The 25,690-nt window shown below is 61.0% G+C and carries 22 protein-coding genes and 6 tRNA genes; 19 read left to right on the top strand and 9 right to left on the bottom strand.

Going from position 1 to position 25,690, the window contains the following annotated elements:
• Positions 1-60: 60 nt before the first annotated feature.
• The 5 genes from ACTJLB_RS09595 to ACTJLB_RS09575 all read left to right on the top strand — a co-directional run bounded on the left by ACTJLB_RS09595 (position 61) and on the right by ACTJLB_RS09575 (position 5,528).
• A complete protein-coding gene (locus tag ACTJLB_RS09595; RefSeq protein ID WP_020065573.1) occupies positions 61-1,032 on the top strand; it encodes an acetyl-CoA carboxylase carboxyltransferase subunit alpha in 972 nt (323 codons plus the stop codon).
• Between the two features lie 59 nt (positions 1,033-1,091).
• Positions 1,092-2,540 (top strand): tRNA lysidine(34) synthetase TilS, encoded by a 1,449-nt coding sequence (gene tilS / locus ACTJLB_RS09590; RefSeq protein ID WP_440783123.1) that lies wholly within the window; start codon positions 1,092-1,094, stop codon positions 2,538-2,540.
• A 408-nt stretch (positions 2,541-2,948) separates the two neighbouring features.
• Positions 2,949-4,199, top strand: a complete 1,251-nt coding sequence (locus ACTJLB_RS09585; RefSeq protein WP_020065575.1) for an aspartate kinase — start codon at positions 2,949-2,951, stop codon at positions 4,197-4,199.
• A 189-nt stretch (positions 4,200-4,388) separates the two neighbouring features.
• Positions 4,389-4,482, top strand: a tRNA-Ser gene (locus ACTJLB_RS09580).
• A 416-nt stretch (positions 4,483-4,898) separates the two neighbouring features.
• Positions 4,899-5,528, top strand: a complete 630-nt coding sequence (locus ACTJLB_RS09575) for a class I SAM-dependent methyltransferase (RefSeq protein WP_440783122.1) — start codon at positions 4,899-4,901, stop codon at positions 5,526-5,528.
• 101 nt (positions 5,529-5,629) lie between these two features.
• Here ACTJLB_RS09575 and ACTJLB_RS09570 read toward each other — a convergent pair whose 3' ends face one another.
• The 6 genes from ACTJLB_RS09570 to ACTJLB_RS09545 form a co-directional block, all read right to left on the bottom strand.
• Positions 5,630-6,010 (bottom strand): hypothetical protein, encoded by a 381-nt coding sequence (locus ACTJLB_RS09570; RefSeq protein ID WP_440783121.1) that lies wholly within the window; start codon positions 6,008-6,010, stop codon positions 5,630-5,632.
• A 107-nt stretch (positions 6,011-6,117) separates the two neighbouring features.
• Positions 6,118-6,441, bottom strand: coding sequence for a gamma-butyrobetaine hydroxylase-like domain-containing protein (locus ACTJLB_RS09565; RefSeq protein WP_440783120.1), 324 nt, complete (start codon positions 6,439-6,441; stop codon positions 6,118-6,120).
• The gene (locus ACTJLB_RS09560) at positions 6,441-7,460 is read right to left on the bottom strand and encodes a HEAT repeat domain-containing protein (protein WP_440783119.1); all 1,020 of its coding nucleotides are present in this window, start codon (positions 7,458-7,460) and stop codon (positions 6,441-6,443) included. Before ACTJLB_RS09560 ends, ACTJLB_RS09565 begins: the two co-directional genes overlap by 1 nt.
• A 39-nt stretch (positions 7,461-7,499) precedes the next feature.
• The gene (locus ACTJLB_RS09555) at positions 7,500-7,745 is read right to left on the bottom strand and encodes a 4Fe-4S dicluster domain-containing protein (RefSeq protein WP_020065580.1); all 246 of its coding nucleotides are present in this window, start codon (positions 7,743-7,745) and stop codon (positions 7,500-7,502) included.
• A gap of 12 nt (positions 7,746-7,757) precedes the next feature.
• Positions 7,758-9,497, bottom strand: a complete 1,740-nt coding sequence (locus tag ACTJLB_RS09550; RefSeq protein WP_440783118.1) for a fumarate reductase/succinate dehydrogenase flavoprotein subunit — start codon at positions 9,495-9,497, stop codon at positions 7,758-7,760.
• Positions 9,494-10,327 carry a GntR family transcriptional regulator gene (locus ACTJLB_RS09545; RefSeq protein ID WP_440783117.1) on the bottom strand — a complete coding sequence of 278 codons (834 nt, stop codon included), beginning with the start codon at positions 10,325-10,327 and terminating at the stop codon, positions 9,494-9,496. Before ACTJLB_RS09545 ends, ACTJLB_RS09550 begins: the two co-directional genes overlap by 4 nt.
• Positions 10,328-10,658: 331 nt before the next feature.
• Between ACTJLB_RS09545 and ACTJLB_RS09540 the strand changes: the two genes are divergently transcribed.
• From ACTJLB_RS09540 to ACTJLB_RS09515, 6 genes are all read left to right on the top strand, one after another.
• Entirely contained in the window at positions 10,659-11,006 is a 348-nt protein-coding gene (locus tag ACTJLB_RS09540; RefSeq protein ID WP_027775371.1) for a hypothetical protein, read from the top strand.
• A gap of 295 nt (positions 11,007-11,301) precedes the next feature.
• Positions 11,302-13,257, top strand: a complete 1,956-nt coding sequence (locus ACTJLB_RS09535; protein ID WP_440783115.1) for an extracellular solute-binding protein — start codon at positions 11,302-11,304, stop codon at positions 13,255-13,257.
• Between the two features lie 75 nt (positions 13,258-13,332).
• Positions 13,333-14,370: a microcin C ABC transporter permease YejB gene (locus ACTJLB_RS09530; RefSeq protein WP_204520569.1), complete on the top strand. Its 1,038-nt coding sequence runs from the start codon at positions 13,333-13,335 to the stop codon at positions 14,368-14,370.
• A complete protein-coding gene (locus ACTJLB_RS09525; RefSeq protein WP_440783114.1) occupies positions 14,370-15,476 on the top strand; it encodes an ABC transporter permease in 1,107 nt (368 codons plus the stop codon). Before ACTJLB_RS09530 ends, ACTJLB_RS09525 begins: the two co-directional genes overlap by 1 nt.
• A gap of 74 nt (positions 15,477-15,550) precedes the next feature.
• Entirely contained in the window at positions 15,551-17,137 is a 1,587-nt protein-coding gene (locus ACTJLB_RS09520) for an ABC transporter ATP-binding protein (RefSeq protein WP_440783332.1), read from the top strand.
• 137 nt (positions 17,138-17,274) lie between these two features.
• A complete protein-coding gene (locus ACTJLB_RS09515) occupies positions 17,275-17,940 on the top strand; it encodes a C40 family peptidase (protein ID WP_027775367.1) in 666 nt (221 codons plus the stop codon).
• A gap of 108 nt (positions 17,941-18,048) precedes the next feature.
• Here the strand turns inward: ACTJLB_RS09515 and ACTJLB_RS09510 are convergent, their stop codons facing one another.
• Positions 18,049-19,008 (bottom strand): patatin-like phospholipase family protein, encoded by a 960-nt coding sequence (locus ACTJLB_RS09510; RefSeq protein WP_392392983.1) that lies wholly within the window; start codon positions 19,006-19,008, stop codon positions 18,049-18,051.
• 391 nt (positions 19,009-19,399) lie between these two features.
• Between ACTJLB_RS09510 and gltX the strand changes: the two genes are divergently transcribed.
• The 7 genes from gltX (at position 19,400) to ACTJLB_RS09475 (ending at position 22,377) form a co-directional block, all read left to right on the top strand.
• A complete protein-coding gene (gene gltX, locus ACTJLB_RS09505) occupies positions 19,400-20,809 on the top strand; it encodes a glutamate--tRNA ligase (protein ID WP_310065408.1) in 1,410 nt (469 codons plus the stop codon).
• Between the two features lie 150 nt (positions 20,810-20,959).
• Positions 20,960-21,035, top strand: a tRNA-Ala gene (locus ACTJLB_RS09500).
• A 186-nt stretch (positions 21,036-21,221) separates the two neighbouring features.
• Positions 21,222-21,297, top strand: a tRNA-Glu gene (locus tag ACTJLB_RS09495).
• 103 nt (positions 21,298-21,400) lie between these two features.
• A tRNA-Asp gene (locus tag ACTJLB_RS09490) sits at positions 21,401-21,477 on the top strand.
• Between the two features lie 61 nt (positions 21,478-21,538).
• Positions 21,539-21,614: transfer RNA gene (locus tag ACTJLB_RS09485), tRNA-Glu, on the top strand.
• Between the two features lie 80 nt (positions 21,615-21,694).
• A tRNA-Asp gene (locus tag ACTJLB_RS09480) sits at positions 21,695-21,771 on the top strand.
• A 141-nt stretch (positions 21,772-21,912) separates the two neighbouring features.
• Positions 21,913-22,377: a GNAT family N-acetyltransferase gene (locus ACTJLB_RS09475; RefSeq protein ID WP_020065592.1), complete on the top strand. Its 465-nt coding sequence runs from the start codon at positions 21,913-21,915 to the stop codon at positions 22,375-22,377.
• Positions 22,378-22,393: 16 nt separating this feature from the next.
• On the opposite strand, the gene ACTJLB_RS09470 is transcribed toward ACTJLB_RS09475, so the two are convergent.
• Complete coding sequence (locus ACTJLB_RS09470) at positions 22,394-23,305, bottom strand: AraC family transcriptional regulator (RefSeq protein ID WP_440783113.1); 912 nt, start codon at positions 23,303-23,305, stop codon at positions 22,394-22,396.
• Positions 23,306-23,445: 140 nt separating this feature from the next.
• Here ACTJLB_RS09470 and ACTJLB_RS09465 point away from each other — a divergent pair, with 140 nt between their 5' ends.
• Complete coding sequence (locus tag ACTJLB_RS09465; RefSeq protein WP_087751072.1) at positions 23,446-23,847, top strand: gamma-glutamylcyclotransferase family protein; 402 nt, start codon at positions 23,446-23,448, stop codon at positions 23,845-23,847.
• Positions 23,848-23,993: 146 nt separating this feature from the next.
• Here ACTJLB_RS09465 and aceB read toward each other — a convergent pair whose 3' ends face one another.
• On the bottom strand, positions 23,994-25,595 hold the full coding sequence (aceB, locus tag ACTJLB_RS09460; RefSeq protein ID WP_440783112.1) for a malate synthase A: 1,602 nt from the start codon (positions 25,593-25,595) through the stop codon (positions 23,994-23,996).
• Between the last annotated feature and the right edge of the window lie 95 nt (positions 25,596-25,690).

Raw genomic sequence — 25,690 nt, 5'->3', positions numbered from 1 at the left:
TTAGACATCGGCGAGCGCGGTTAGAATACGCGCTGCCGGTAAGTCCAAGGATTAAAACCAATGAAGACCACCTTTCTGGATTTCGAACAGCCGATCGCTGAACTCGAAGCAAAGATCGAAGAATTGCGCTTCGTGCAGGACGATTCGGCCGTCGATATTTCGGAAGAGATCGAGCGGCTGTCCAAGAAGAGTCAGCAGCTCACCAAAGATCTGTACGCGAACCTCACGCCGTGGCAGGTTTCGCAAATCGCCCGACATCCGCAGCGCCCGTACACATTCGACTATGTGAACGAGCTCTTCACCGATTTCCACGAACTGCACGGCGACCGCCACTATGCGGACGACCTGTCGATCGTCGGCGGCCTCGCGCGTTTCAACGGCCAGGCCTGCATGGTGATCGGTCATCAGAAGGGTCGCGACACGAAAGAGCGCGCGCTGCGCAACTTCGGCATGCCGCGTCCTGAAGGCTATCGCAAGGCCGAGCGTCTGATGCGTCTCGCCGAAAAATTCAGCCTGCCGATCTTCACGTTCATCGATACGCCGGGCGCTTATCCTGGCATCGGTGCCGAGGAGCGCGGGCAGTCGGAAGCCATCGGCCGCAACCTGTATGTGATGGCAGAACTGAAAACGCCGCTGATCGCAACGATCATCGGCGAAGGCGGTTCGGGCGGCGCACTTGCTATCGCGGTCGGCGACAGCGTGCTGATGCTGCAATTCTCGACCTATTCGGTGATCTCGCCGGAAGGTTGCGCGTCGATTCTGTGGAAGAGCGCGGCGAAAGCGCCGGAAGCAGCGGAAGCGCTCGGCCTCACCGCGCATCGTCTGAAAGCGCTGGGCCTGATCGACAAGATCGTCAACGAGCCGCTCGGCGGCGCGCATCGCGATCCGAAGGGCATGGCTGCCATGCTGCGCCGCGCGCTTGCCGATTCGCTGCGCCAGTTCCAGGGCATGAGCATCAACGACCTGCGTCAACGCCGTTTCGAACGCCTGATGTCATACGGCAAGTTCAAGGAAACGACGCCGGGCGCCTGAGCCCGCGCGTTCTCTCTTCGTCCATCGGCGCATGACGCTTTAATACTGCGCTGAACGACGTGACTTCTCCCACCGAATCGCCCGCTGATCGCCTCGTTCTCGAGGCGATCAGCGTTGCGCTTTCCGCTTTGCCTTCTCATGCCCGGATTGCGGTCGCGTTCAGCGGCGGCGTCGATTCGAGCGTGCTGCTCGATGCAGCCGTGCGTGTCGCGGGGGCGTCGCGTTGCGTGGCGCTTCATGTGCATCACGGCTTGAGTGCTAACGCCGATGCGTGGCTCGCGCATTGTGATGCGTTCGCGCTGGAACGCGGCGTCGAGTTTGCGGCGCGGCACGTTGAGGTGTCGCGCGATGCAGGTGTCAGCGTGGAGGCCGCCGCGCGCGAGGCCCGCTATCGCGCGCTAGACGCGCTTTGCGCAGAGCATGACGTTCATTCGCTATGGCTCGCGCAGCACGCGGACGATCAGGCTGAAACCGTGCTGCTGCAACTGCTGCGCGGCGCCGGCCTCGCAGGTCTGGCGGCCATGGCGCGGGAGTCTTCGCCTTCGGGTTCAGCGGCGGTGCGTGTGCGGCCTTTGCTTCATCTGCTGCGCGCGCAACTCGAACAGTACGCGAGCGCACGCCATCTGCGCTGGATCGACGACGAATCGAACGCGGACACGCGCTATGCACGCAACGCGCTGCGCCACCACGTCACGCCTGCGTTGGCCGTGCACTTTCCCGGTTTCCGCGATGCGCTCGCCCGCACCGCGTCGCACGCCGCTGCAGCGCAACGCTTGCTGGACGAACTGGCGCGGATCGACCTCGACATCGTCTCGCGCGACGACGGCCGTGCGCTCTCTCACGAGGCACTCATCGAGCTCGACGACGACCGCGCGCTCAACCTGATGCGTTACTGGATGCGCTCGCAGGGCTTCGTCGCCGCATCGAGCGCGCGTCTTGGCGACGCGCTGCGTCAACTGCGTGAAGTAGGCGCGGGCGGCGACGGACACCGCTTGCGTATCGACCACGCAGGGCACGCGTTGCGCAGCTATCGAGGACTCGTGTACTGGGAAGCCGGCGATAGCGGCGACCCCGCCGACGAGTCCGCGCTTGTCGAACGCGAGGTTAGCGAACTTGCCTGGCACGGCGAAGCGACGTGGCACTTGCCGCAATGGCGCGGCACATTCGTGTTCGAAGCGGTAGAGGCGGCTTCATCGGCTACCACTGCTTTATCCGATGCGATTCCCGTTAGCGTCTTACAGCGCGAGTTGCTCAGCGCGCGTGCGCGCAGCGGCGGCGAACGCATGCGCATGAGCGATGCGCCCGGCGCGCCCAGTCGGACGCTGAAGAACCTGTTCCAGGAACGCGGCATTCCCGCATGGAAGCGTGAAGTGCCGCTGCTGTATATCGGCGAAGAACTGCTCTTCGTGCCGTTGCTCGGCGTGAATCGCGCAGCGTTGCCGTCAACAGTGCCGCCCGACGAGGCCTGCGTAAGGATCGTCTGGCGCGAGGATCTGCTGATCGCCTGACCGGCCGGTCGGTCGCAAGGTGATCACCGTTGAGTCTCAAATAGGGCGCGAGTACCGGTTCGAACGAGGCGACGAAAAAAGGTGCTGAGGTGCGCGCTGCAAGCGTTTGCCGGCGGCGTTGCAAGCGGCGCCGCGGGCTGTGCGGCTTGTCTTTTTGCGTACGATCGGGTACGTTAACTTGTTTGCCCGACCCGCTTTTGCCGTCGCTTTTGTCGGTTTTCCGATCGTGATCCGAATTTTCCGGTAAGCCATTAGCGATCAATCACGGGCAAATCCGCGCGTGCTGCACGCGCGCTGCATTTACGCCGCCACACACTTTGCCGCCGTTCACGAGACGTTGCGCCCCTGTGCTTTTGTGCGGTCGTCGCGAGCGCGCCAGCGCGGTTTCTCCTCCAGTTCAGAACGACAATGGCACTCATCGTACATAAATACGGCGGCACTTCGATGGGCTCGGTCGAGCGCATCAAGAACGTCGCCAAGCGCGTCGCGAAATGGCATAAGGCCGGTCACAAGATGGTAGTCGTGCCGTCGGCAATGTCCGGCGAAACGAACCGTCTGCTCGGCCTCGCGAAAGAGATCACGACCCAGCCGAGCCCGCGCGAACTCGACATGATCGCCGCCACGGGCGAGCAGGTCAGTTCGGGTCTGCTCGCCATCGCGTTGCAGGAAGCCGGCGTCGACGCGGTCAGTTACGCCGGCTGGCAAGTGCCGGTCAGGACAGACAGTGCGTTCACTAAAGCGCGCATCAGCGAGATCGACGGCGAACGCGTGCTGCGCGATCTCGACGCGGGCAAGGTAGTGGTGATCACGGGCTTCCAGGGTATCGATCCTGACGGCAACATCACCACGCTCGGCCGCGGCGGTTCCGATACCTCGGCGGTCGCGGTTGCGGCTGCGTTGAAGGCGGACGAGTGCCTGATTTATACGGACGTCGACGGCGTGTACACGACCGACCCGCGCGTGGTCGAAGAGGCGCGCCGCCTCGACCGCGTGACGTTCGAAGAAATGCTGGAAATGGCAAGCCTGGGTTCCAAGGTGTTGCAGATCCGCTCGGTGGAATTCGCCGGCAAATATCAGGTCAAGACGCGCGTGCTGTCGAGCCTGACCGATCCGCTCATCCCGCTCGACGCTGAAATGAAGTCGGGCACCCTGATTACTTTTGAAGAAGACGAGACCATGGAAAAAGCAGTCATCTCGGGTATCGCGTTTCAGCGCGACGAAGCTCGCATCGCCGTGATGGGTGTGCCCGACAAGCCGGGCATTGCGTATCAGATTCTCGGCCCGGTGGCGGACGCGAACATCGACGTCGACATGATCATCCAGAACCAGAGCGTCGAAGGCAAAACGGCTTTCACGTTCACGGTGGGCCGCGGCGATTATCAGCGCGCCATGGACATTCTCACGAACCAGGTGAAGGGCCATGTTCAGGCCGAGCAGGTGCTGGGCGATCCGAAGGTGTCGAAGGTCTCGGTGGTAGGCGTGGGTATGCGTTCGCACGTGGGCATCGCGAGCACGATGTTCCGCACGCTGTCGGAAGAGGGCATCAATATCCAGATGATCTCCACGTCCGAAATCAAGATTTCGGTGCTGATCGACGAGAAGTATATGGAGCTCGCGGTGCGCGCGCTGCATAAGGCGTTCGAACTGGATCAGGCGTAGTTCGACGCAAACGGCGGGGCGTACACAAGCGCTACGGTCGTTGATGTCTGTTTGTGCGGCTGCGCGAACAAAATGGCAATTCAATGACGAGATTGGCACAAAAAGCGTTCGTCAGACATTGACCTTGGCTGTTCGGCCCGCTATTATCTTGGCTTCGTCGCGCTGACTCCCTGCGCGACCGAAAGTTTGGGAGACGTGGCCGAGAGGTCGAAGGCACTCCCCTGCTAAGGGAGCATCTGGGCCAAAACCTGGATCGAGGGTTCGAATCCCTCCGTCTCCGCCAGTGATGGTGGCGAAACCCCGTAAGTCGGAAGACTTACGGGGTTTTTGTTTTGTCGGTCGCATAATGCGCGGCTTATCGTAAGAGACGTACCCGTATGCGTTATGCCAACGTTTCGCAAGCTCGTGCATGCCACGCCAGCGTGAAGAGCGCAAAATAAGCATCCACGGGTGCCTGCATTCCAGGTGTGAAGGTCCGCATCACTCGCCAGCGTATGGTCGGAGAAATCGCCCGACACAGTGGCGCGGACATAGCAGCCGGTGTAACGCCCGGCCGCCCGTGGCACGTTCCCGGCCTCGCGTCATATAACCGCGCGAATACGGCGCCCAAAAGCCGCTTTTGGCTAGATGCGCCTGCTTGGATCCAGCACAAAGGCAAGGCAGACGATCTGGCAAACCCGTCGAAACAAGGCACTGTCAATGCTCGTCAAGGTCAGTGGCACTGAAGGCTATGCGCATGAAGCGGAAAGTCTTATCCGGCGATGGCAGAGCATCTCGTTCGCCGATCAGCACTCTCAGGTTGTACATCTGTTGCCGGACGCCCCGTCGCGCGTCCTCGACATCGGTGCGGGAATCGGAACGGATGCGGCTGCGCTAGCGGCGATGGGGCACACGGTGGTAGCCGTCGAACCGGTCGGCGAACTGCGCACTGCAGCCATCAATTTGCATCGGTCATCGCGCATCGAATGGATTGACGACAGTCTTCCCGATCTGCGCATTATTACTTCGATCAACGAAACGTTTGACGTGGTAATGCTGACCGCGGTGTGGATGCACCTCGATTATGAACAGCGGTGCCGCGCTATGCCCAACGTAAGTTCTCTTCTGCGAGACGATGGCGTGTTGATCATGTCGCTGCGTCATGGGCCCATTCCACGCGGGCGACGCATGTTTGACGTCGCGCCAGAAGAAACCATTGAGCTTGCAGGCGTTGCGGGTTTGCAAGTTTTGCTTCGTGTTGCCGCTCCGTCGATCCAACAGACGAACCGCAATAGCGGAGTGACATGGACGCGACTCGCCTTCAGGAAATGCGTCACGCCTACGAAATAGATGTGTGAGAGGCTTTTCTCCCATACACCACGACCGCGCAGTTCAACGTGCTCAGCGAAGTCGCCGCATTGCAGGCCAATCGCAAAGCGCCGGGTGGCAAGTCAACGCCTGCGCGCGCGTTCGCTCAATGCTGCACATAGAGCACCGCAGGCACCCTTTTCGCGACACGCCGCAAGCGTTGCGGACAGCGCTTGTTCGCCCAGAGGATGCATGTAGTTGGCTGTCAGAAGATCGTCGAATCGGTGTGGTGATTGCAAGTAGTCGTCCGCAGTGGCCTGGTTGTCGGATAGTCTCGTTGCAATCTGCAGAACCTCACGTTCGATCTCCTGAAGCAACGCTTCCGAACACTCGAGTTCAGGTGCATGACGCGAGAGCCAAAGCTGCACCGACTCTGTGAAATGCGCAAACGAGAGCCACTTCTGATCGATCTGCATGGACACCAGTTCGTGAGCGACGAGGTCGCTCAACAAAAACACTTTCATTGCCTGTCTCGTCTTTATGTGCGCCGGTGCGCCTGTCTGATCGACGAGTATCTGCGCGCGAGTGCGTCGCAAAAATGGGAGGATTCTCATTTAACCGAGTGCGCTCGCTATAGCGTTCTCGACTCCTGATGATCCGCCGCAGTCTGTTGATCCCTTGCGAGCCGCTTCAGATAAATCCACGGGAAGATTCCGCGGTCATGTCCGTCGTCGAACACCAGTTGCAGACCGTAGCCCGACGGCCGCGCGTCGACCAGCCTCACGTCGGGTGACGATAACGGCGTCTCTCCATCGAGCTTGCGCTTGCGACACTGTGCACACATGCATGCCGAGCGCAGCAACGCAAACGGCAACTCGCAGACCGCACCGTCCGGCCAGCGCATGGACAAGCTCGCGCTAGCCGCGTCGATCGCCACCAGCTCGGGCGCGTTCATCATCGGCGCCCGGTGATCTGGGTCAGCGCGATACGCACTGCCTTGCGTACTTCCGGGTCCGCGTCGGTTCCTGCGGCTTCAAGTGCGGTGAGCATCTGTGCATCGCTCATTTCGCCGATTTCACCGAGCGCAAGCGCGGCTTCCTTGCGCACGTTGCTAATCGGATGAGAGAGCAGGGCGGCGACGTGCGTCGCACTGGCGGCATCGCCGATCTGACCCAACGCGCGCAGCGCTCGCAAACGTACTTGCCAGTAGGCGTCGTCGAGTGCTTCGATCAGCGCATCGCGCGATTCGGCGACACGCAGTTTGCCGAGCGTCGTGGCAGCTTCTTCGCGCACCTGCCAGGCGTCGTCGTGCAGGGCGATGAGGAGCGCTGCGGTTGTCTCGGCGTGGGCCGGCGGCGCGAAGCCGAGCGCTCCTGTCGCAGCGCGCCGGATCGATGCATCCGCGTCGCCGGTCGCAACGGATGCCAACGGGCTAAGCGCAATGGAATTCTTCAGCCATCCCAACACGCCGACGGCTTCGGCGCGCACGTTGGCGTCCGCGTCGGCGAGTGCCTGCAGCGCGGGTGCGAGCGCGTCCGTCACCCGAAGTTCGCGCAGCGCGCGCAACAACGCCGATCGCACGAATGGGTCAGGTTCCTTCAACCAGTCGAGCAGTATCGCGCCAGAGGACGCCTGCTTGAGTTCCGACAGGCTCTGTGCGGCGCTCGCGCGAACCTGTGTGTCACGATCGAGCAATGCGTTGCATAGGGCGTTCACCACGTCGTCGCGCTCCCATGAAGCGAGCAAACGGGCCGCCTCGGCGCGCACCTCGGGCGAGGTGTCGCGCTGCAATGCTGCGACGATGGGCGCTATCACGCAGGCATCCTCGAGATCGGCGAGTTCGATCAGCGCAATGCGGCGCACGACGGCATCGTTGTCGGCGAGCCGTGACAGCAGGGCGGCTGCTTCTCCGGCGATAGTATTCGGCGTATCGCCCAAGTGGATTGGGTCTGTCGGATCGGTCGCGTGGGACATGGATTGACGTGAATGAGGAGGAGGAGCTTCGCGCATCGCTCAACGCAGAAGATACGGAATGGACACTTTCACGGCGCCCGTCGGACAATCCTGTTCGCAAGGCATGCAGTACCAGCACTCGTCGAACTGCATATACGCCTTGCCCTTTTTCATGTCGATTGCAAGCAGATCGAGTGGGCAAACATCGACGCATACAGTGCAGCCTTTTTCAGCAATGCACTTGCTTTCATCGATCGTGACGGGGGCTGAACTGCGCTGGAAAATATCGTGCGGCGTAAAAGACATCGGGTTACTCCGTCAGGCTGTTGCGGGGTCGAGGGCGGGCTCGCCGATACGCAGGCTGCGATAGGCGTTGCGTTCGTTTTCGTCGAGCGCGACGATATACGGCTCGACCGCACGCTTTTCGCTCGTCATGCGGCCATTGGCGTCCTTGCGCAGATGCGTATGGCAGAACCATTGCTCATCGTCACGCTGCGGATAATCCACGCGATGGTGGTAAAGACCCCAGCGGCTCTCGGTTCGAAAAAGCGACGCACGTGCGGCCATTTCCGCGCAATCCCGTATGGCTCGAACTTCTGCCGCACGCATCAGTTCGTGCGGATGTGTGGCCGATATCGATTCGATATCCTCAGTGATTTCTGCAAAGCGTTGCAGGCCGATTTCCATCTTGCGTGTAACCTTCGGCGGTTGCAGGTAATCGTTGACCATACGGCGCAACTTGTATTCGACCTGCGCGGGCGCAATACCGTTCTCGCGCTTGAGCGGTGCATAAATGCGCGCGCGTTCGGCGTCGATCTGTTCTTCGTCGACGGCGCCGTGTTCGCGGCCCAATACGTATTCTGCCGCGTTGTGGCCCGCGAACCATCCGTAGGTAAACGCACCGAGCATGTAGTTGTGCGGCACTGCGGCCATGTCGCCGGCGGCATAGAGGCCCGGCACGGTCGTCTCCGCGCGCGCGTTGACGTACACGCCCGACGCGCTGTGTCCGCTGCAAAAGCCGATTTCAGAAATGTGCATCTCGATCATCTGTGTGCGGTAATCGGTGCCTCGTCCTTCATGAAAGCGGCCGCGGCTCGGACGCTCGTTCGTGTGCAGAATCTGTTCGATCGTCTGGATCGTTTCTTCCGCGAGATGGTCGAGTTTCAGAAACACAGGCCCGTTGCCGCTTTGCAGTTCCTGATAGAACTCCCACATCATCTGGCCGCTCCAGTAATCGCATTCGATGAAGCGTTCGCCCTTGCCATTCGCGGTAAACCCGCCAAGCGGGCCGGTCACATATGCGCAAGCGGGGCCGTTATAGTCCTTGATGAGCGGGTTGATCTGGAAGCACTCGAGGTTCGCGAGCGCGGCGCCTGCGTGATAGGCCATGGCGTAGCCGTCGCCGGCATTCGTCGGGTTTTCGTATGTGCCCATCAGATAGCCCGATGCCGGCAGCCCGAGCCTTCCGGCGGCGCCGCAGCTCAGAATGACGGCTTTGGCACGCACCACGTAGAAGTCGGCCGTGCGGCAATCGAAGCCCAGCACGCCGCAAACGCGTCCTTGTGAGTCGGTCAATAGCCGCGTGGCGACAATGCGGTTGGTGATCGCCACGCGTCCGCGTTTAAGCTGCCTGTACAGCACTTTCTTGATGTCGTGACCCTCGGGCATCGGCAGCACGTACGAACCCATGTGATGCACTTTCTTCACCGCATAGTCGCCATTGCCGTCCTTTTCGAACTTGACGCCCCAGCGGTCCAGTTCCTCGATGGTCGTGAAACTATGGCGCGCATATGCGTACACGGCTTCCTGATCCACGATGCCGTCGTTTGCGATCGTGATCTCGCGTGTGTACTGTTCAGGTGTCGCATGGCCCGGAATCACGGCGTTGTTCAGACCGTCCATTCCCATCGAGATCGCGCCGCTGCGCTTCACGTTGGCCTTCTCGAGCAGCAATACCTTTAACGACGGATCGCGCTCCTTCGCCTTGATCGCGGCCATCGGGCCCGCCGTTCCACCGCCGACCACTACGACGTCATAGTCGAGTACATGTGTGTTCATCGCGCCTCCATTGCGTTTCTGCTGCTCTTTTTCGGGTCTCTTTTCAGATCTTTTTTCAGGTCGTTTGCGCGGTCGATACGCAGCCGGTACTGGAAGGCGTCGCCGCGGAAGTACAGGTATTCAAAATCGACCGGCCGACCCGACGCGTCATGCGTGAGACGCTCGATACGCAACACGGGGCTGCCTTCTTCGACGCGCAATGCATCGACGATGTCGTCGTGGGCAAGTATTGCGTCGATGGACACATCGGCATGACCTAGCGGCACACCGCAGTCGTTCTCGAGGATCAGAAATATGTCGCGTGTCGTAAGGTCCGCGTTCGCGAGGCGCTTGCCGAGCGTCAGCGGAACCCAGGTCAGTTCGAGCGATACGGGCTCGCGATTGAGCAGCCGCACACGATGAATCTCGGTGACCGGCGCGCCCTCCGCGATGTTCAGGCGCGCGGCAATGTGGCGTCCGGCTTCGACGGTTCTGCAACTGCGCAGCTGGTTGACGATTTCATGGCCCATCGACGACATGGCTTCCGCAAAACCCTGCAGCGAAGCGACGTTCTGATACGCCTTGGGCTTCGAGACGAACGTGCCCTTGCCATGCACCTTGAACAGCAAGCCTTCCTTGTGCAGATCGCCGAGTGCCTGACGCACGGTAATGCGGCTCACGTCGAACATACGGCACAGTTCGTGTTCAGACGGCATCTGCGAATGCGGCGCATAGCTGCCGTCGAGAATGCGTTCGCGCAGCACGTCCTTGATCTGCGCGTAGAGCGGACGAGGCGCGGCAGATAAGGTTGGAGAATCTGCTTGCACCGGCACGAGGGTCGTTTGCGACATTGCTCAACTTGTTATTACAAGACGATGTGCAGTCTAGTAAGACGTCGTCTCGCTTCAAACCAAGTTTTTCTGCTATGTATTTCTGGCCGCGCGGCCAGGTTATCTCGTTGGTGCGGCAGAGAAGGCGGGAAGCCGCAAAGGGCGAGGGCGCTCTGTGCTTCCGACATTTCGACCTTTCGACCTTTGCGGCTCAGAAGCGTCCCGGATGTAACGACACGTAACGTCGTGCTGTGGCTGCGATCTTATGCATCAGTTATTACAAAGTTGAAATACGCCGCTGCCGAGCTTGCGTTATATTTCCGCCAACAACACATTCTTCCAAGGGTAATCCATGAAGTCCGCTCGTTTTGTTCCACTTGTGATCGGGGTTATCGCGTTGGGCGCGTCGAGTGCCGCCATGGCCGGCGGGGTCAACATCGGGGTCAATATCGGCATTCCCGCGCCGGTTTATGTAGCGCCGGCGCCTGTCTATGCGCCGCCGCCGCCCCCTCCGCCGCCCGTCGTGTATCAGCCCGCGCCCGTCTATTACGGCGCTCCGGCTGTCGTGATCGGCTGGCACGGGGACCGCTACTGGGACGGCCGTCGCTACTGGGCGCGCGACGACTGGTATCGTCATCATCCCCCCGGCCGTTACGACTACGGTCGCGATCACTACGATCATCGTCGCGGCTGGCATTGAACGCTGCGCGAACAGTAGTGACAACAGAAACCGCCCCAATGGGCGGTTTTTTCATGCTCGCGCGCATCGCTTGACCGGATCTGCGGAGTTGCCATAAGCGCACAACGCTGCGCATCAGACGACGCTCTGAGAAAGCGTCGCGCTTGCGCGGGAAAATACCGTCGCGAAGTAAATCGCGGCATATTCACAAATCGCGCGCCGGTCGCTCAAGGTGACAGTCGCGACGTCGGTTTGCGCAGGTTTATTGGGTAGAATTCCGTGACAACGCAATTGCCCACTGATCACTAAGGCGCTTATGACAACTGGCTCGCGACGGGTTTCATCGCCTCGTGCATCTGAATGCACGTTTTTCAGGCCCTCGTGTGTCGGTCCCGCGCTCGCGTCCCGTTCTTTGCGCAAGGCCCGTGTCGCGATTTTGTGTGGCGCGCTGGCCGCTGCCGGCTGGTTCGCAGCGCCAGAGGCGCACGCGGTGTATGCGATCGCTCAGTACGGCGAGCCGAAATATCCAGCCGACTTCAAGCATTTCGACTACGTCAATCCGGATGCGCCGAAGGGCGGCACACTCGTGCTGGCCAATCCGAGCCGCCTCACCAGCTTCGACAAATTCAATCCGTTCACTTTGCGCGGCAACACCGCGCCCGGCGTCGACCTGCTGTTCGAGAGTCTGACGACCGGCAGCAGCGACGAAGTGGCTTCCGCGTATGGGCTGCTCGCCGACGATATCAAGGTCGCGCCGGACGGCTTGTCGACCACGTTCCATATCAATCCGCACGCGCGGTTCGCGAACGGCGACCCGGTCACCGCGGACGACGTCAAGTATTCGCTGGACACACTGAAAAGCCCGCAGGCCGCGCCGCAATTCATGTCGATCTTCGGCCAGATCGTCCGCGCGGTGGTTGTCGATCCGCACACCGTGCGGTTCGAATTTCAACACCGCAATCGCGAGTTGCCGTTGCTCGCCGGCGGCATGCCGGTGTTCTCGCGCAAGTGGGGAATAAAGCCGGACGGCAGCCATATTCCGTTCGATCAGTTGGCGTTCGAAAAGCCGGTCACGAGCGGCCCGTATCTAATTGAGCGCTACGACAACGGACGCACGATCACATACCGGCGCAACCCCGAGTATTGGGGCGCGGCACTGCCGGTGCGTGCGGGCACATACAACTTCGATCGCATCGTCTACAAGCTGTATTCCGATAACGTCGCGCGGCTGGAGGCGTTCAAGGCCGGCGAATACGATGCACTCGTCGAGTATGTCGCACGAAACTGGGTTCGGCGTGACGTCGGCAAGAAGTTCGACAGCGGCGAGCTGATCAAGAAGGTGTTCGCGCAACACAACGGCACGGGCATGCAGGGCTTCATGTTGAACACGCGGCGACCGTTGTTCAAGGACGTGCGCGTGCGCAAAGCGCTCGATCTTGCACTCGACTTCCAATGGCTGAACCGGCAGTTGTTCTTCAATCAGTACACACGTATCGACAGTTTCTTTGCCAACACCGATCTGCAGGCCAAGGGCCTGCCCTCGCCTGGTGAACTGGCGCTGCTCGAACCGTGGCGCGCGAAGCTCGATCCGGCGGTTTTCGGGCCGCCGCCGGAGCAGCCCGACACTGACCCGCCAGGCTCTCTACGTGCGAATCTGCTGCAAGCCCGCGCATTGTTGCAGCAAGCGGGATGGACGTACCGCGACGGTGCGCTGCGCAACGCAAAGGGCGAGCCGTTCGAGTTCGAGATACTCGACGACTCGGGGTCGGCCGCGCAAATGGAGCCGATCGTCGCGACGTTCATTCGAAACCTGAAAAAGCTCGGCATTACCGCGACATTTCGCGTCGCCGACTATGCCGTGTACCAGAAGCGGCTCGATGCATACGACTTCGACACGACGACGATCCGCATGCCCGATGTACAGGTGCCCGGCTCCGAGCAGATCGAGCGCTTCGGCAGCAAGGCGGCGGACACGAACGGCTCTGACAACATGATCGGACTGAAGTCGCCCGCGGTCGACGCAATCCTGCGCGCCCTCGTGCAGGCGCAGACGCGCGAGCAACTGCTGGACGCGACGCATGCGCTCGATCGCGTTCTGATGCATGGTTACTACGTCGTGCCGCACTGGTACAGCGCGACGCATCGCGTGGCGTTCAAACGCGGGCTTGCGTGGCCGTCCACGCTGCCCCTGTACTATGGAGCCGAAGGCTGGATTACGTCGACGTGGTGGTTCGCGCAACCGCAAGCAGCAACGCCGGCGCCACCGCAGTAACGCAGCCGGTCGATCTGGTCATCCGGTTCCGGCTATCGCTATTCATACCTCGCCCTCGCAACGGAAACACCCGCCATGTGGAGCTACATCCTCAAACGCCTGCTGCTGATGATCCCGACACTGCTCGGCGTGCTGACGCTCACGTTCGTCGTGATCCAGTTCGTGCCCGGCGGCCCCGTCGAACAGATGCAGCACGAACTGCGCAAGGGCGCGGAGGGCGCTGTGCCGTTCGGTCTGCGCGCGCATAACGGTGTCGACGCGCAGCAGGTCGCGCAACTGAAAGCCTTATACGGTTTCGACAAACCGCCGCTCGAGCGCTACGTTTTGATGCTCAAGCGTTTCTCGACGTTCGACCTTGGACAGAGCTATTTCCGCCATCAGAGCGTGTGGTCGCTGATCGTATCGAAGCTGCCGGTGTCCATCAGCATCGGCTTATGGACGTTCTTTCTCACGTATCTGATCTCGGTGCCGCTCGGCATCGCGAAAGCGGTGCGCAACGGCTCGCGCTTCGACATTGCGACAAGCCTCGTGGTGCTGATCGGTTACGCGATTCCGGGCTTTGTGCTCGGCGTGTTGCTGCTCGTGCTGTTTGGCGGCGGCACATTCCTGCAGCTTTTTCCGTTGCGCAATCTCACGTCGGATAACTGGGCGCAACTGAGCGTCGTGGGCAAGATCCTCGACTATTTGTGGCATATCGCGTTGCCGATCACGGCATCGGTAGTCGGCAGTTTTGCGGTAATCACGATGCTCACGAAAAATGCGTTTCTGGACGAGATTCGCAAGCAGTACGTGCTGACCGCGCGGGCGAAGGGTCTCTCCGAAAAAAGCGTGCTGTGGAAGCATGTGTTTCGCAACGCGATGCTGCCGCTGATCGTCGGCTTTCCGGCTGCGTTTATCGGCGCTTTTTTCACCGGCAGTCTGCTGATCGAAACGCTTTTTTCGCTCGACGGTCTCGGCTTGCTGTCGTATGAATCGGTCGTGCGGCGCGATTACCCGGTCGTACTCGGCACGCTGTACCTGTTCACGTTGATCGGTCTCGCGACGAAGCTGGTGTCCGATCTTTGCTATGTGTGGGTCGATCCCCGCATCCAATTCGAACAACTGGAGCGCTGATGAATCGAGCCCGCCTTTCAGCCGATGCAGCGGCGCGCGTCGAACCCGCGCGTGCATTCGTCTCGCCTTCACCTGCGCGCCGTGTATGGCAGCGGTTCCGCCAGCAACGTCTGGGTTACTGGAGCCTCATCATCTTCGTGGTGGCCTTCGCCGCGAGCCTTGCGGGCCCGCTCTGGTCGAACGACAAGCCGCTCGTGGTGCGCTACGACGGCCACCTGTATTTCCCGCTCTTCAGGACCTACGCGGAGAGCACGTTCGGCGGCGATTTCCCAACGCCTGCCGACTATCTGGATCCGTACATCAAGCAGCGTTTCGACGCGCCGGGCAACTTCGCCGTGTATCCGCCGAATCATTACTACTACGACACGCTGAACTATTTCTCGAAGGCTCCGAACCCGGCGCCGCCTTCGCGTGAAAACTGGCTCGGCACCGACGACCGCGGCCGCGATGTTTTCGCGCGACTGCTGTACGGCTTTCGCGTTTCAGTGGAGTTCGGTCTCGTGCTCACTTTCATTGGAACGATACTCGGCATTGCTGCCGGCGCCGTGCAAGGATATTTCGGAGGACGTACCGATATCGTGGGGCAACGTCTGATCGAAGTCTGGAGCGCGTTGCCGGAGCTCTATCTGCTGATCATTTTTTCATCGATCTTCGAACCGGGTTTCATTCTGCTGATCGTGCTGCTTTCCCTGTTCGGCTGGATCGGCTTATCCGACTATGTGCGGGCGGAATTTCTACGTAACCGGCAGCAGGATTACGTGCGCGCGGCGAGGGCGATGGGTCTGTCGAACTGGCAAATCATGTGGCGGCATCTTTTGCCCAACAGTCTTACGCCGGTGATCACGTTCCTTCCGTTTCGCATGAGCGGTGCGATTCTCGCGCTAACCAGTCTCGACTTTCTCGGCCTCGGCGTGCCTTCGCCGACGCCGAGTCTCGGCGAGCTGCTCGCGCAGGGCAAGGCGAATCTCGACGCGTGGTGGATTTCGTTGTCCACTTTTGGCGTGCTGGTCGCGATGCTGTTGCTGCTCACGTTCATGGGCGACGCGCTGCGTAATGCGCTCGATACCCGCATCTCCGATGCAATGCGCGCTGGAGGCAATCAGTGACCGCTCAAACGCAAGCGCCAGGGCAGCGCAAGGGGCGAGGGCGCGACGGCGCTGAAGCACCGAATGCCGCGCCGCTGCTGGAACTCGATCATCTGCGTGTAAGTTTCGGCGATACGGTGGCGGTGAACGACGTCACGCTGGCGATCCAGCGCGGCGAACGCGTTGCGCTCGTCGGCGAATCGGGCTCGGGAAAAAGCGTCACCGCGCTGTCGATCTTGCGTCTGCTGAGCGACGCGCAGGTCAGCGGCTCGATCCGGTTCGACGGTGAGGATCTGCTTGCGAAAAGCGAGCGTGAGATGCGCGGCATGCGCGGCTCGGACATCGCGATGATCTTTCAGGAGCCGATGACCGCGCTCAATCCGCTCTACACGGTCGGCGCGCAGATCGCGGAGACGATCGTCGTGCACGACGGCGTGTCGCCGGCGGAAGCCCGCAAGCGCGCGGTCGCGTTGCTGGGCCGCACGGGCATTCCCGAGCCGGGCAAGCGCGTGAACAGCTACCCGCACCAGCTTTCGGGCGGACAGCGCCAGCGGGCGATGATCGCGATGGCGCTGGCGTGCCGTCCGCGTCTGCTGCTTGCCGACGAACCGACTACCGCGCTCGACGTGACGATTCGCGCGCAGATCGTGGAACTGCTCCTTGAACTGCAACGCGACGAAGCGCAAAAGCGCGGCATGGCGGTGCTGCTGATCACGCACGACCTGAATCTCGTGCGCCATTTCGCTCAGCGCATCGCGGTGATGGAGAAGGGCGTGCTCGTGGAAAGCGGGCCGGTCGAGCAGGTTTTCGAGTCGCCGCAACATCCTTACACACAACGGCTGCTGGAAAGCCGGCCTCAGCGCACGGTCGTGCCGGTGCTGCCCATTTCGCCGGTGCTGCTGCAGGCCCGCGACGTTTCCGTCGATTTCAGAACCAAGGTGCCGGGATTTGCGGGCTGGTTCCGGGCCGGGCGGTTCCGCGCGGTCGCAAACGCGAGCGTTTCGGTCCGTCAGGGCGAAACGCTCGGCATCGTTGGGGAATCGGGTTCGGGCAAGTCGACGCTCGCCATGGCCTTGCTCGGGCTGCAGCGGACCGCGCACGGCGAGATCGAGTTTCAGGGCAGGGCGCTCTCCACCTACCGCGGCGCGCAGCAGACCGCGTTGCGCTCGAACATGCAGGTTGTGTTCCAGGATCCGTTCAGTTCGCTTTCGCCTCGTCAGACGATCGAGCGAATCGTCGGCGAAGGGCTGGCGCTGCACCGGCCGCAAATGACGCCGCAAGCGCGGCGCGACAGAGTGGTTGCGGTGCTGCGCGAGGTCGGAATCGACCGGACCGCGCTGCTGCGCTATCCGCATGAGTTTTCCGGCGGGCAGCGCCAGCGCATCGCCATTGCGCGGGCGCTGGTGGTCGAGCCCCAGATTCTGATCCTCGATGAACCGACCAGCGCACTCGACGTTTCGATCCAGCAGCAAGTGCTCAAACTGCTCGCCGGGTTGCAACAGAAATACAACTTGGGCTTCGTTTTCATCAGCCACGATCTGGCGGTGATCGGGGCGATGGCGCACCGCGTGGCGGTGATGCAAAACGGTTCTATCGTGGAAAGTGGAGAGGTTGAGAGAATCTTTGCGACGCCTGAGCACCCCTACACTCGAAAGCTCCTGAAAGCAGCATTGGACCGCTGATTTTTCACCCTTTCACCAATTGGGTGCGGGTCTCGATTGTATTTTTCTATTTGTTTTGACACGTGAATACTTACTGGCTAGTATCGACCAAACTTTTTTCCGTATCCCACTGATTCTTTAGCAAAAAATACCGACCAATGCAGCACAGAAATTTGACCCAGGCTTGCACGCGCGCCGTCGCCGGGATGTTCATTGGCGTCTTGATCGCAGCAGCTCCCGGCGCTTTCGCCGACGAAGTCAGCAGTTTCAATCAGAATGCCTCATTTTCGCCGAGCAACCCGGCGAATTCCTCGTCCTCCTCCAATTCGCAAACGCTCAGCAGCAATACTGACGGCGGCGCCCGTTCGTTCCTTTCCGGCATGGCCGGCAAGGCAGGCGACGTGGTTGTCGGCGCGCTGAACATGATCGGCGTTCGTTACCGCTGGGGCGGCAATACGCCGGACTCCGGGCTGGATTGCAGCGGGTTCGTGCGTTATGTGTTCCAGGACACGCTGGGCATGGCGCTGCCGCGCCGCGCTGAGGAAATGAGCCGTGTGGGCGAAAAGGTCCGCGTAAGCGACCTGAAGCCGGGCGATCTGGTGTTTTTTAACACCATGCGCCGCACGTTCTCGCATGTCGGCATCTATATCGGCGACAACAAGTTCGTGCATTCGCCGTCCACGGGCAGCACGATCCGCGTGGACGACATGGATAGCGGCTACTGGGAAAAGCGTTTCACCGGTGCACGCCGGATCGAAACGTCGTACCAGGAGGGCGAAGATCTGCGCAAACGTGTGAATGCCACGCTTGGCGGCAACAACTAATTCAGTTGCAGCGGCGCTTCAGGCAATAACAAAAAAGCCTGCTTCGTTTGAAGCAGGCTTTTGCGTTTTGGCGGGTCTGATCTCTGAGCTTACTGCGCGTGAGTAACCCTAAGCCTGCGCGCGGCTCGCGGCCAGCTTGCGTTGCAACTCCGGCATGATCTTGGAGACGGCTTCCTCACCGGCCAGAATTGCGGCATTGCGCTGCGAGAAGTCGCTGCCGCTCATGGCCGCGAGATTCGGCCGGATGACGATGTCGGCGTATTTGTCGAGCTCGTATGCCTTGATGGTCTGGCCCATGATCGTGAAGGTTTGCATGAGCACGTCGAACGAGCTGGCCGTCAGGCCGCTTTCGGGGCGCTGCGAGATATCCACGGCGATCACGAAGTCCGCGCCCATCTTGCGTGCGAACGACGCCGGCACCGGGCTCACCAACCCGCCGTCCACATACTCATGCCCGCCGATTCTGACCGGCTCGAAGATCGACGGCACGCTGCACGACGCCCGGACTGCGACGCCGGTATTGCCGCGCTGAAAGAGGATCGGCTGGCCGGTTTTCAGGTCGGTCGCGACTACGCCGAGCGGCTTCGCCATCTTCTCGATCGGGCGATTGTTGAGCGTTGTGTTCAGATAATTTTGCAGCGCGATGCCTTGCAGAAAACCGCGCGTGCGAAACGGCATGGCCCAGTCGCTAATGGAGGCTTCGTCCATGTTCAGCGCCAGTTTGTTGAGCGCGAACCCGTTCATGCCTGACGCGTAGAGCGCGCCGACCACCGACCCGGCGCTCGTGCCGGCCACCAGATCGACTTGGACATTGCGCGCTTCCAGCGCCTTGATCACGCCGATATGCGCGAAGCCGCGCGCAGCGCCGCCGCCTAGCGCAAGGGCGACCCGAATGGGCCGCTGCGGCTTGTCGAGCGGCGGCGTGTTCGTGGTGGGCGTGGCTGTGGCCGGGCTCGACGACGACACGCCGTCGATTTTGCTGCCCGCGGTGGTACAGGCGGCGAGTACCGCGGAGGCGGCCGCAAGCGAAAAATTGCGACGGCCGTAACGAGGCGACGAGGGTTTCAACGAGTTCTCCAGCAACGGCGCGTGGGGCACGTGGGGCGCGTACGGCGCGAGTAGCCACTTTTCGCCGCGCTCAGGCAAAGGTCAGGGCAAATGCAAATAGCGGTTCAATGCGCGGATGGCGGCGTCTCCGCTCCAGCGCGCGCACATCATAAATCAAAGCGGCGCGCGCGCGGCGACCGGTAATGAAACGTTGCACAGCCACTGGCCGTGGCCGTCAATAGCCCGTTCGGACGAGGGCGGGCCCCGCGCTCACGAAAGGTATAATTCGACATTCGCTTCAATTCCTTCGTGTCCATGCACGGCAGCTGTCCTGCCGTATGGGCGCGGTTCGCTGCCGCGCTTTACGGGCGATGCTTGTCCTGCGTCGGCGCCAGTTTTCGAGTAACCGCTAATGACCACCTCCGTTCGTACCCGTTTCGCACCGAGTCCCACCGGCTTCATTCACCTCGGCAACATTCGCTCCGCGCTCTACCCGTGGGCGTTCGCGCGCAAGATGAAAGGGACCTTCGTGCTGCGGATCGAGGACACCGACGTGGAGCGTTCCACGAGCGAATCCGTGGATGCGATTCTCGAAGGCATGGAATGGCTCGGCCTCGATTTCGACGAAGGTCCGTACTACCAGATGCAGCGCATGGACCGTTATCGCGAAGTGCTGAAACAGATGCAGGACGCGGGGCTCGTCTACCCGTGCTACATGTCGACGGAAGAACTCGACGCGTTGCGTGAGCGTCAGCGCGAAGCCGGCGAAAAGCCGCGCTACGACGGCACATGGCGCCCGGAGCCGGGCAAGGTGTTGCCTGAGCCGCCGGCCGGCGTGCAGCCGGTGCTGCGCTTCCGCAATCCGCTCACTGGCGTGGTGGCCTGGGACGATGCGGTGAAAGGGCGCATCGAGATATCGAACGAGGAACTGGACGACCTCGTCATCGCGCGGCCGGACGGCACGCCGACCTATAACTTCTGTGTGGTGGTCGACGATCTGGACATGCGCATTACGCATGTGATTCGCGGCGACGACCACGTGAATAACACGCCGCGGCAGATCAACATTCTGCGGGCGCTCGGCGGCGAAACGCCGGTGTACGCGCACTTGCCGACCGTGCTCAATGAGCAGGGCGAGAAGATGAGCAAGCGCCATGGCGCGATGAGTGTGATGGGTTACCGCGACGCCGGCTATCTGCCGGAGGCGGTGGTCAATTATCTGGCGCGCCTTGGCTGGTCGCACGGCGACGCGGAAATATTCTCGCGCGAGCAGTTCGTCGAATGGTTCGATCTCGAGCATCTGGGCAAGTCGCCGGCGCAATACGACCACGACAAGCTGAATTGGCTGAACGCGCATTACATCAAGGAAGCGGATAATGCCCGCCTCGCCGGACTCGCGCGGCCGTTCCTCGCGGAACTGGGCATCGACGAGGCCACCATCGCTCAAGGCGCCGATCTGACGGCAGTCGTGGGCTTGTTGAAGGACCGCGCGTCGACAGTCAAGGAGATCGCGGAGAACGCCGCGATGTTCTATCGCACGCCCGCTCCCGACGCCGACGCATTAGCACAGCATGTGACGGACGCAGTGCGCCCGGCGCTCGCCGACCTTGCCGCCGCGCTGAAGACGGTGGAGTGGACCAAGGAGGCAATCGCCGCTGCGCTCAAAACGACGCTCGGCACGCACAAGCTGAAAATGCCCCAACTGGCAATGCCGGTCCGACTGCTCGTGGCCGGCACGACGCATACACCGTCGATTGACATGGTTCTGATGCTGTTCGGTCGCGACGTGGTCGTCAGTCGTATCGAAAAGGCGTTGGCATGAGGCACGGAAGGGCCAACAAGTGGTCCTGAGTGCTTTCCCGGACGCATTGAGATTGTTTGCATGCGACTTCGGAAAAAAGTCGCATGCAATTGCTCAAAGGGTATTTACAAAGCGCAGAATGGCCTCTAGAATCTCGTTTCTGTTCTGCAAGGGGGTATAGCTCAGCTGGGAGAGCGCTTGCATGGCATGCAAGAGGTCAGCGGTTCGATCCCGCTTACCTCCACCATCAGAGCAGAAGAGCAGAGTGAAGTCGTTCCGAAGCATGGAACCTGTAGCAAAAAAGACTTCACAAGCAGCAGTATCGTAGTTAAAATAGCGGTCTTCGCAGTTGACGGAACAACTATCTAGCAGTTAGCGTTGCGCTAGTTACTCCGAATCAGCGGCGAGTAAAAGACATGTCTGAAAAGATTATGTCCCCTTCGTCTAGAGGCCTAGGACATCACCCTTTCACGGTGAGTACAGGGGTTCGAATCCCCTAGGGGACGCCAAACATCAGCGTCGCTTTAGTGTTCGGGTTAATCCCCGATTTGCAGTAAAGCAGCGCAGCTTGCAGAGAAATAACCGACGCTCGCAAGCCAGGGTGTGAAGACTGGAGTGGTAGTTCAGTCGGTTAGAATACCGGCCTGTCACGCCGGGGGTCGCGGGTTCGAGTCCCGTCCACTCCGCCAGACAAAGCCCGTTCATAAACACTTGAACGGGCTTTTTCATTAAAGGTGTAAGCAGTACGTTGTCCCCTTCGTCTAGAGGCCTAGGACATCACCCTTTCACGGTGAGTACAGGGGTTCGAATCCCCTAGGGGACGCCAGAAAATCGGCGTCGTTCGGTTGGAAGTTGAACGGTGCTGCCGGTAAGCAAGCGCAGCTTGTTTGCCTGGTGTCAAAATCTGGAGCGGTAGTTCAGTTGGTTAGAATACCGGCCTGTCACGCCGGGGGTCGCGGGTTCGAGTCCCGTCCGCTCCGCCAGATTCAAAAAGCCCACTTCGTAAGAAGTGGGCTTTTTTGTTTCCGCTGACGGTCCCGCCTGGATATGCTCGGGACAAACAGCCATTGCCAGCGTGCGCGGCCTGTTTTACCGTTGATCCGACTTCTCTTCGCCGTGCCGCCATGTTCGATCCAACCGAAGCTCCGTCATCGTTCCATCTGCGTAAAGCCAGCATGGATGATTTCGAGTTCGCCGAGGCGCTGACTCACAGCAACATGGGTGGCTATTATCAGCGCCATCATCTCGTCTGGCGCGGCGATCTGTTTCTGGGCAGTTGGCGCGAGTCGGAGAATTTCATCCTCGAAATGGATGGCAAGCCGATTGGCGTGCTGCGCATCACGCAGGAAGGCGATTCGCTTCATATCCGGGACGTGCAGATTGCCGAGGGATACCGGCGGCTCGGCGCGGGCACCTATCTGCTGGATATGTCGCACCAATGGGCGCGCGAGCGCGGACTGCGCGAACTGCAATTGCGTGTGTTCGTCGACAATCCCGCGGCGCGGCTCTATCAGCGCAAAGGCTACAAGTTGGCCGGCCCGCGGCTTGCCCAGTTGGGCGCGATCCGTCATCTCGCTCGGCGAGTTTGAGCCGCCAGGCGGCGGTTTAGCGACCCGCGTCGCTCGCCGCGTCCGCGTGGTTCCGTGCGACCGGACCGTCTACGTCGTTGATTTGCGGATCGTCACGGTCTCCTCCGTTTTCCAGTCGATGCTTCGAGCCCCGCTCGATAAACGCGCGCGGGCTTTCGCCAAACGCACGCCGGAACATCGCGGAAAAGGCGCTCTGGCTCTGATAGCCCAACTCCTGCGCGACATGCGACAGTGGCCGTCCCTGACTCAGCAGCGGAATCGCCCGCGCGAGAATCGCCTGTTGCCGCCATTGAGAGAAACTCACGCCAAGCTCCTGACGAAAGAGACGCGCGATCGTTCGCGTACTCGCTCCTACGCTCGCCGCCCACTGTTCGAGTGATTCGCCCGGCGTCGGATCCGCGATTACCGCCTCGCATAGCGCGCGCAGCCGCTTTTCGTTCGGCATCGGCACCGATAGCGGCAGTGGCTCCGAACGGGTTAGCTCATCTATCGCAAGCGCGCCAAGCAACTGCTCGCGGGCGGGCGAGATGCCTGGTGTGTCGAGCGCGGCTATCACTTCGCGCAGCAGATTCGAGACTTCGACCACGCGTGGGGCGTCTAGCCCGGCAGGCGCCGTGCTTTCGGTGATGTACAACGTGCGCAGGAACGCGTCTTCGACGGCCACGACTTCATGCGTGACATGCGGCGGCACCCAGATCGCGCGAGAGGGCGGCACCATCCACGTCGTGCCAGTTGTCGCCACCCGCAGCACGCCGCGCGATGCATACGCAACCTGCGCCCACGCATGCGTATGACGCGCGAAGTGAGAACCCATCGGCATGGGTCGCGAGCGCACGCGAATGGGATGCGTGTCGTTCGGCTGAAACTCTGGCGGAGTGTCGGTCAAGCTGACGAAGCTGGACCGGTCCGAGCCGGCGTACGGAGTCATGGCAAAAGTCGATCCACGGAACAAAACGCTGCGGGTACGAGGCCCGAACCCGAGCGGATTCTCATTGTAGAGCGTGCATGGTGTTGGACGTTGCATAATGTCCGATCGACCGACGACCTATTCGAGGAGCACCAACCACGATGCAAACCGTCTTTGTATATGGCACGCTGCGGGCGGGCGAAGTGAACGACATCCGCGAAGCCGCGGCTCGCAACGAAATAGCGGAGCCGAATCTGCTTGGCACGGCCACGGTTCGCGGGCATCTGTTCGACTTCGGTTCGTACCCGGGACTCGTTGTCGACGAACAGGGCGTAGACGTGACCGGCGATGTCTACGAAATTGACGACGAACTCGTCGCCGTGCTCGACGAGATCGAAGCGGTGTATCCCGGCGTCGAAGATCGCTTTCTGGCCCGGGAAGTGATGGTGAAAGTGGACGGCAACGTCGTGAACTGTCGCTTCTATCCGGTCACGCCTAACGCGGTGAAGGGGCTGCCGGAAATCAAGTCCGGCGATTGGGTCGAGTATCGCGCCACGCGCTGACGCGGCCGCCGCGCTTTCGTATGTGCTGATGCGCCCGTATGCGTTCCCGCGCATAAGAAACGGCCCGCCAGGCATGCGCCTGACGGGCCGTTCGCTCGATCAATCGTCGCACGCACTCGTCGTTACAACACGACAAGCGTTCGCGTTCAGATCTCTTCGTAAAGCGGCAGCGTCAGAAAGTCGGTGAACTGCTCGGCCGTCGACATCTCTTCGAAGATCTGAGCCGCGCGTTCATACGGTTTCGTATCGCCGCCGACCGCCTGCTTCACCTTGTCGAGTTCTTGCACGGCGAGTTCACGCACCAGCTCGGCCGTTACCTTGCGGCCATCGTCGAGCGTGCCCTTCGGCGAGCGAATCCACTGCCACACCTGCGAGCGCGAAATTTCCGCGGTAGCGGCATCTTCCATCAGATTGTGGATCGGCACGCAGCCGTTGCCCGCGAGCCACGAGCCCAGGTAGTGAATGCCGACGTTGATGTTGTTGCGCAGACCGGCTTCTGTGATCGGCGCTTCCGGACGGAAGTCCATCAGGTCCGTGGCAGTGACGAGCACGTCGACGCGTTGCTTGCCGATCTGGTTCGGCTTGTCGCCGAGCACCTTGACGAATTCTTCCATTGCTATCGGCACGAGGCCCGGGTGCGCAACCCAGCCGCCGTCATAGCCGTCGCCGGCATCGCGTGCCTTGTCCGAGCGCACGCCGGCCATTGCCTTCTCGTTCGCGGCCGCATCGTTCTTGATCGGAATCAGCGCGCTCATGCCGCCAATGGCCGGCGCATTGCGGCGATGGCACGTCTTCAGCAGCAACAGCGCATACGCGCGCATGAACGGCGCGGTCATCGTGATCTGCGAGCGGTCGGCCAGACAGAAGTCGCGGTCGGACTTGAACTTCTTGATCGCGGAGAAGATGTAGTCCCAGCGGCCTGCGTTCAGCCCCGAACTATGTTCCCGCAGCTCGTACAGAATTTCGTCCATCTCGAACGCGGCAAGAATGGTTTCGATCAGCACCGTCGCGCGAATCGTGCCGCGCGGCACGCCGACCGCTTCCTGCGCCGCGACGAAAATGTCGTTCCACAGGCGCGCTTCGAGATGGCTCTCCATCTTCGGCAAATAGAAGTACGGGCCCGAGCCGCGCGCGACCAGTTCCTTTGCGTTGTGCACCATGAAGAGCGCGAAATCGAAGATGCCGCCCGACACGCGCTTGCCGTCCACCTTCACGTGCTTTTCGTCGAGATGCCAGCCGCGCGGACGCACGATCAGCGTGGCAACCTTGTCGTTCAACTTATAGCTCTTGCCGTTCTGCTCGAGCGAGATGGTGCGGCGCACGGCATCTTTCAGGTTCACATGGCCGGTGATCTGGTTGTCCCAGCTGGGCGCGTTCGAATCCTCGAAATCGGTCATGTACGAATCCGCGCCCGAGTTCAGCGCGTTGATGATCATCTTGCGCTCGACCGGACCGGTGATTTCCACGCGGCGGCATTTCAGATCTTCAGGCAGCGGCGCAATGGTCCAGTCGCCGTCGCGTACGCTCTTCGTCGCGGCGAGAAAGTCGGGACGCTCGCCGGCGTCGAGCCGCTTCGTGCGTTCCGTCCGCGCCTGCAACAACTGCTGACGACGCGGCTCGAATGTGCGATGCAGTGCGGCGACGAGTTCGAGCGCTTCGCGCGTGAGGATCGCTTCATAGCCCGGCTTGATTTCAGCGGTGATTTCCATGCCCTGCGGCAGCGACAACGATGACAGCGGATTCGCCATGTTTTCTCCTTGGTCGGTCAAATTGCAAAATGCAAAGTTGAAATGCAGCGGTAGTTGATTCAGTTGATTCAGTTGATTCAGTTGATTCAGTTGAT

It is taken from the genome of Paraburkholderia sp. 22098, from assembly GCF_052045935.1.
GTDB classification, from domain to species: Bacteria; Pseudomonadota; Gammaproteobacteria; order Burkholderiales; family Burkholderiaceae; genus Paraburkholderia; species Paraburkholderia caledonica.
Note: the sequence above shows the minus strand (reverse complement) of the source record. Positions and strands in the feature narration are given on the sequence as shown.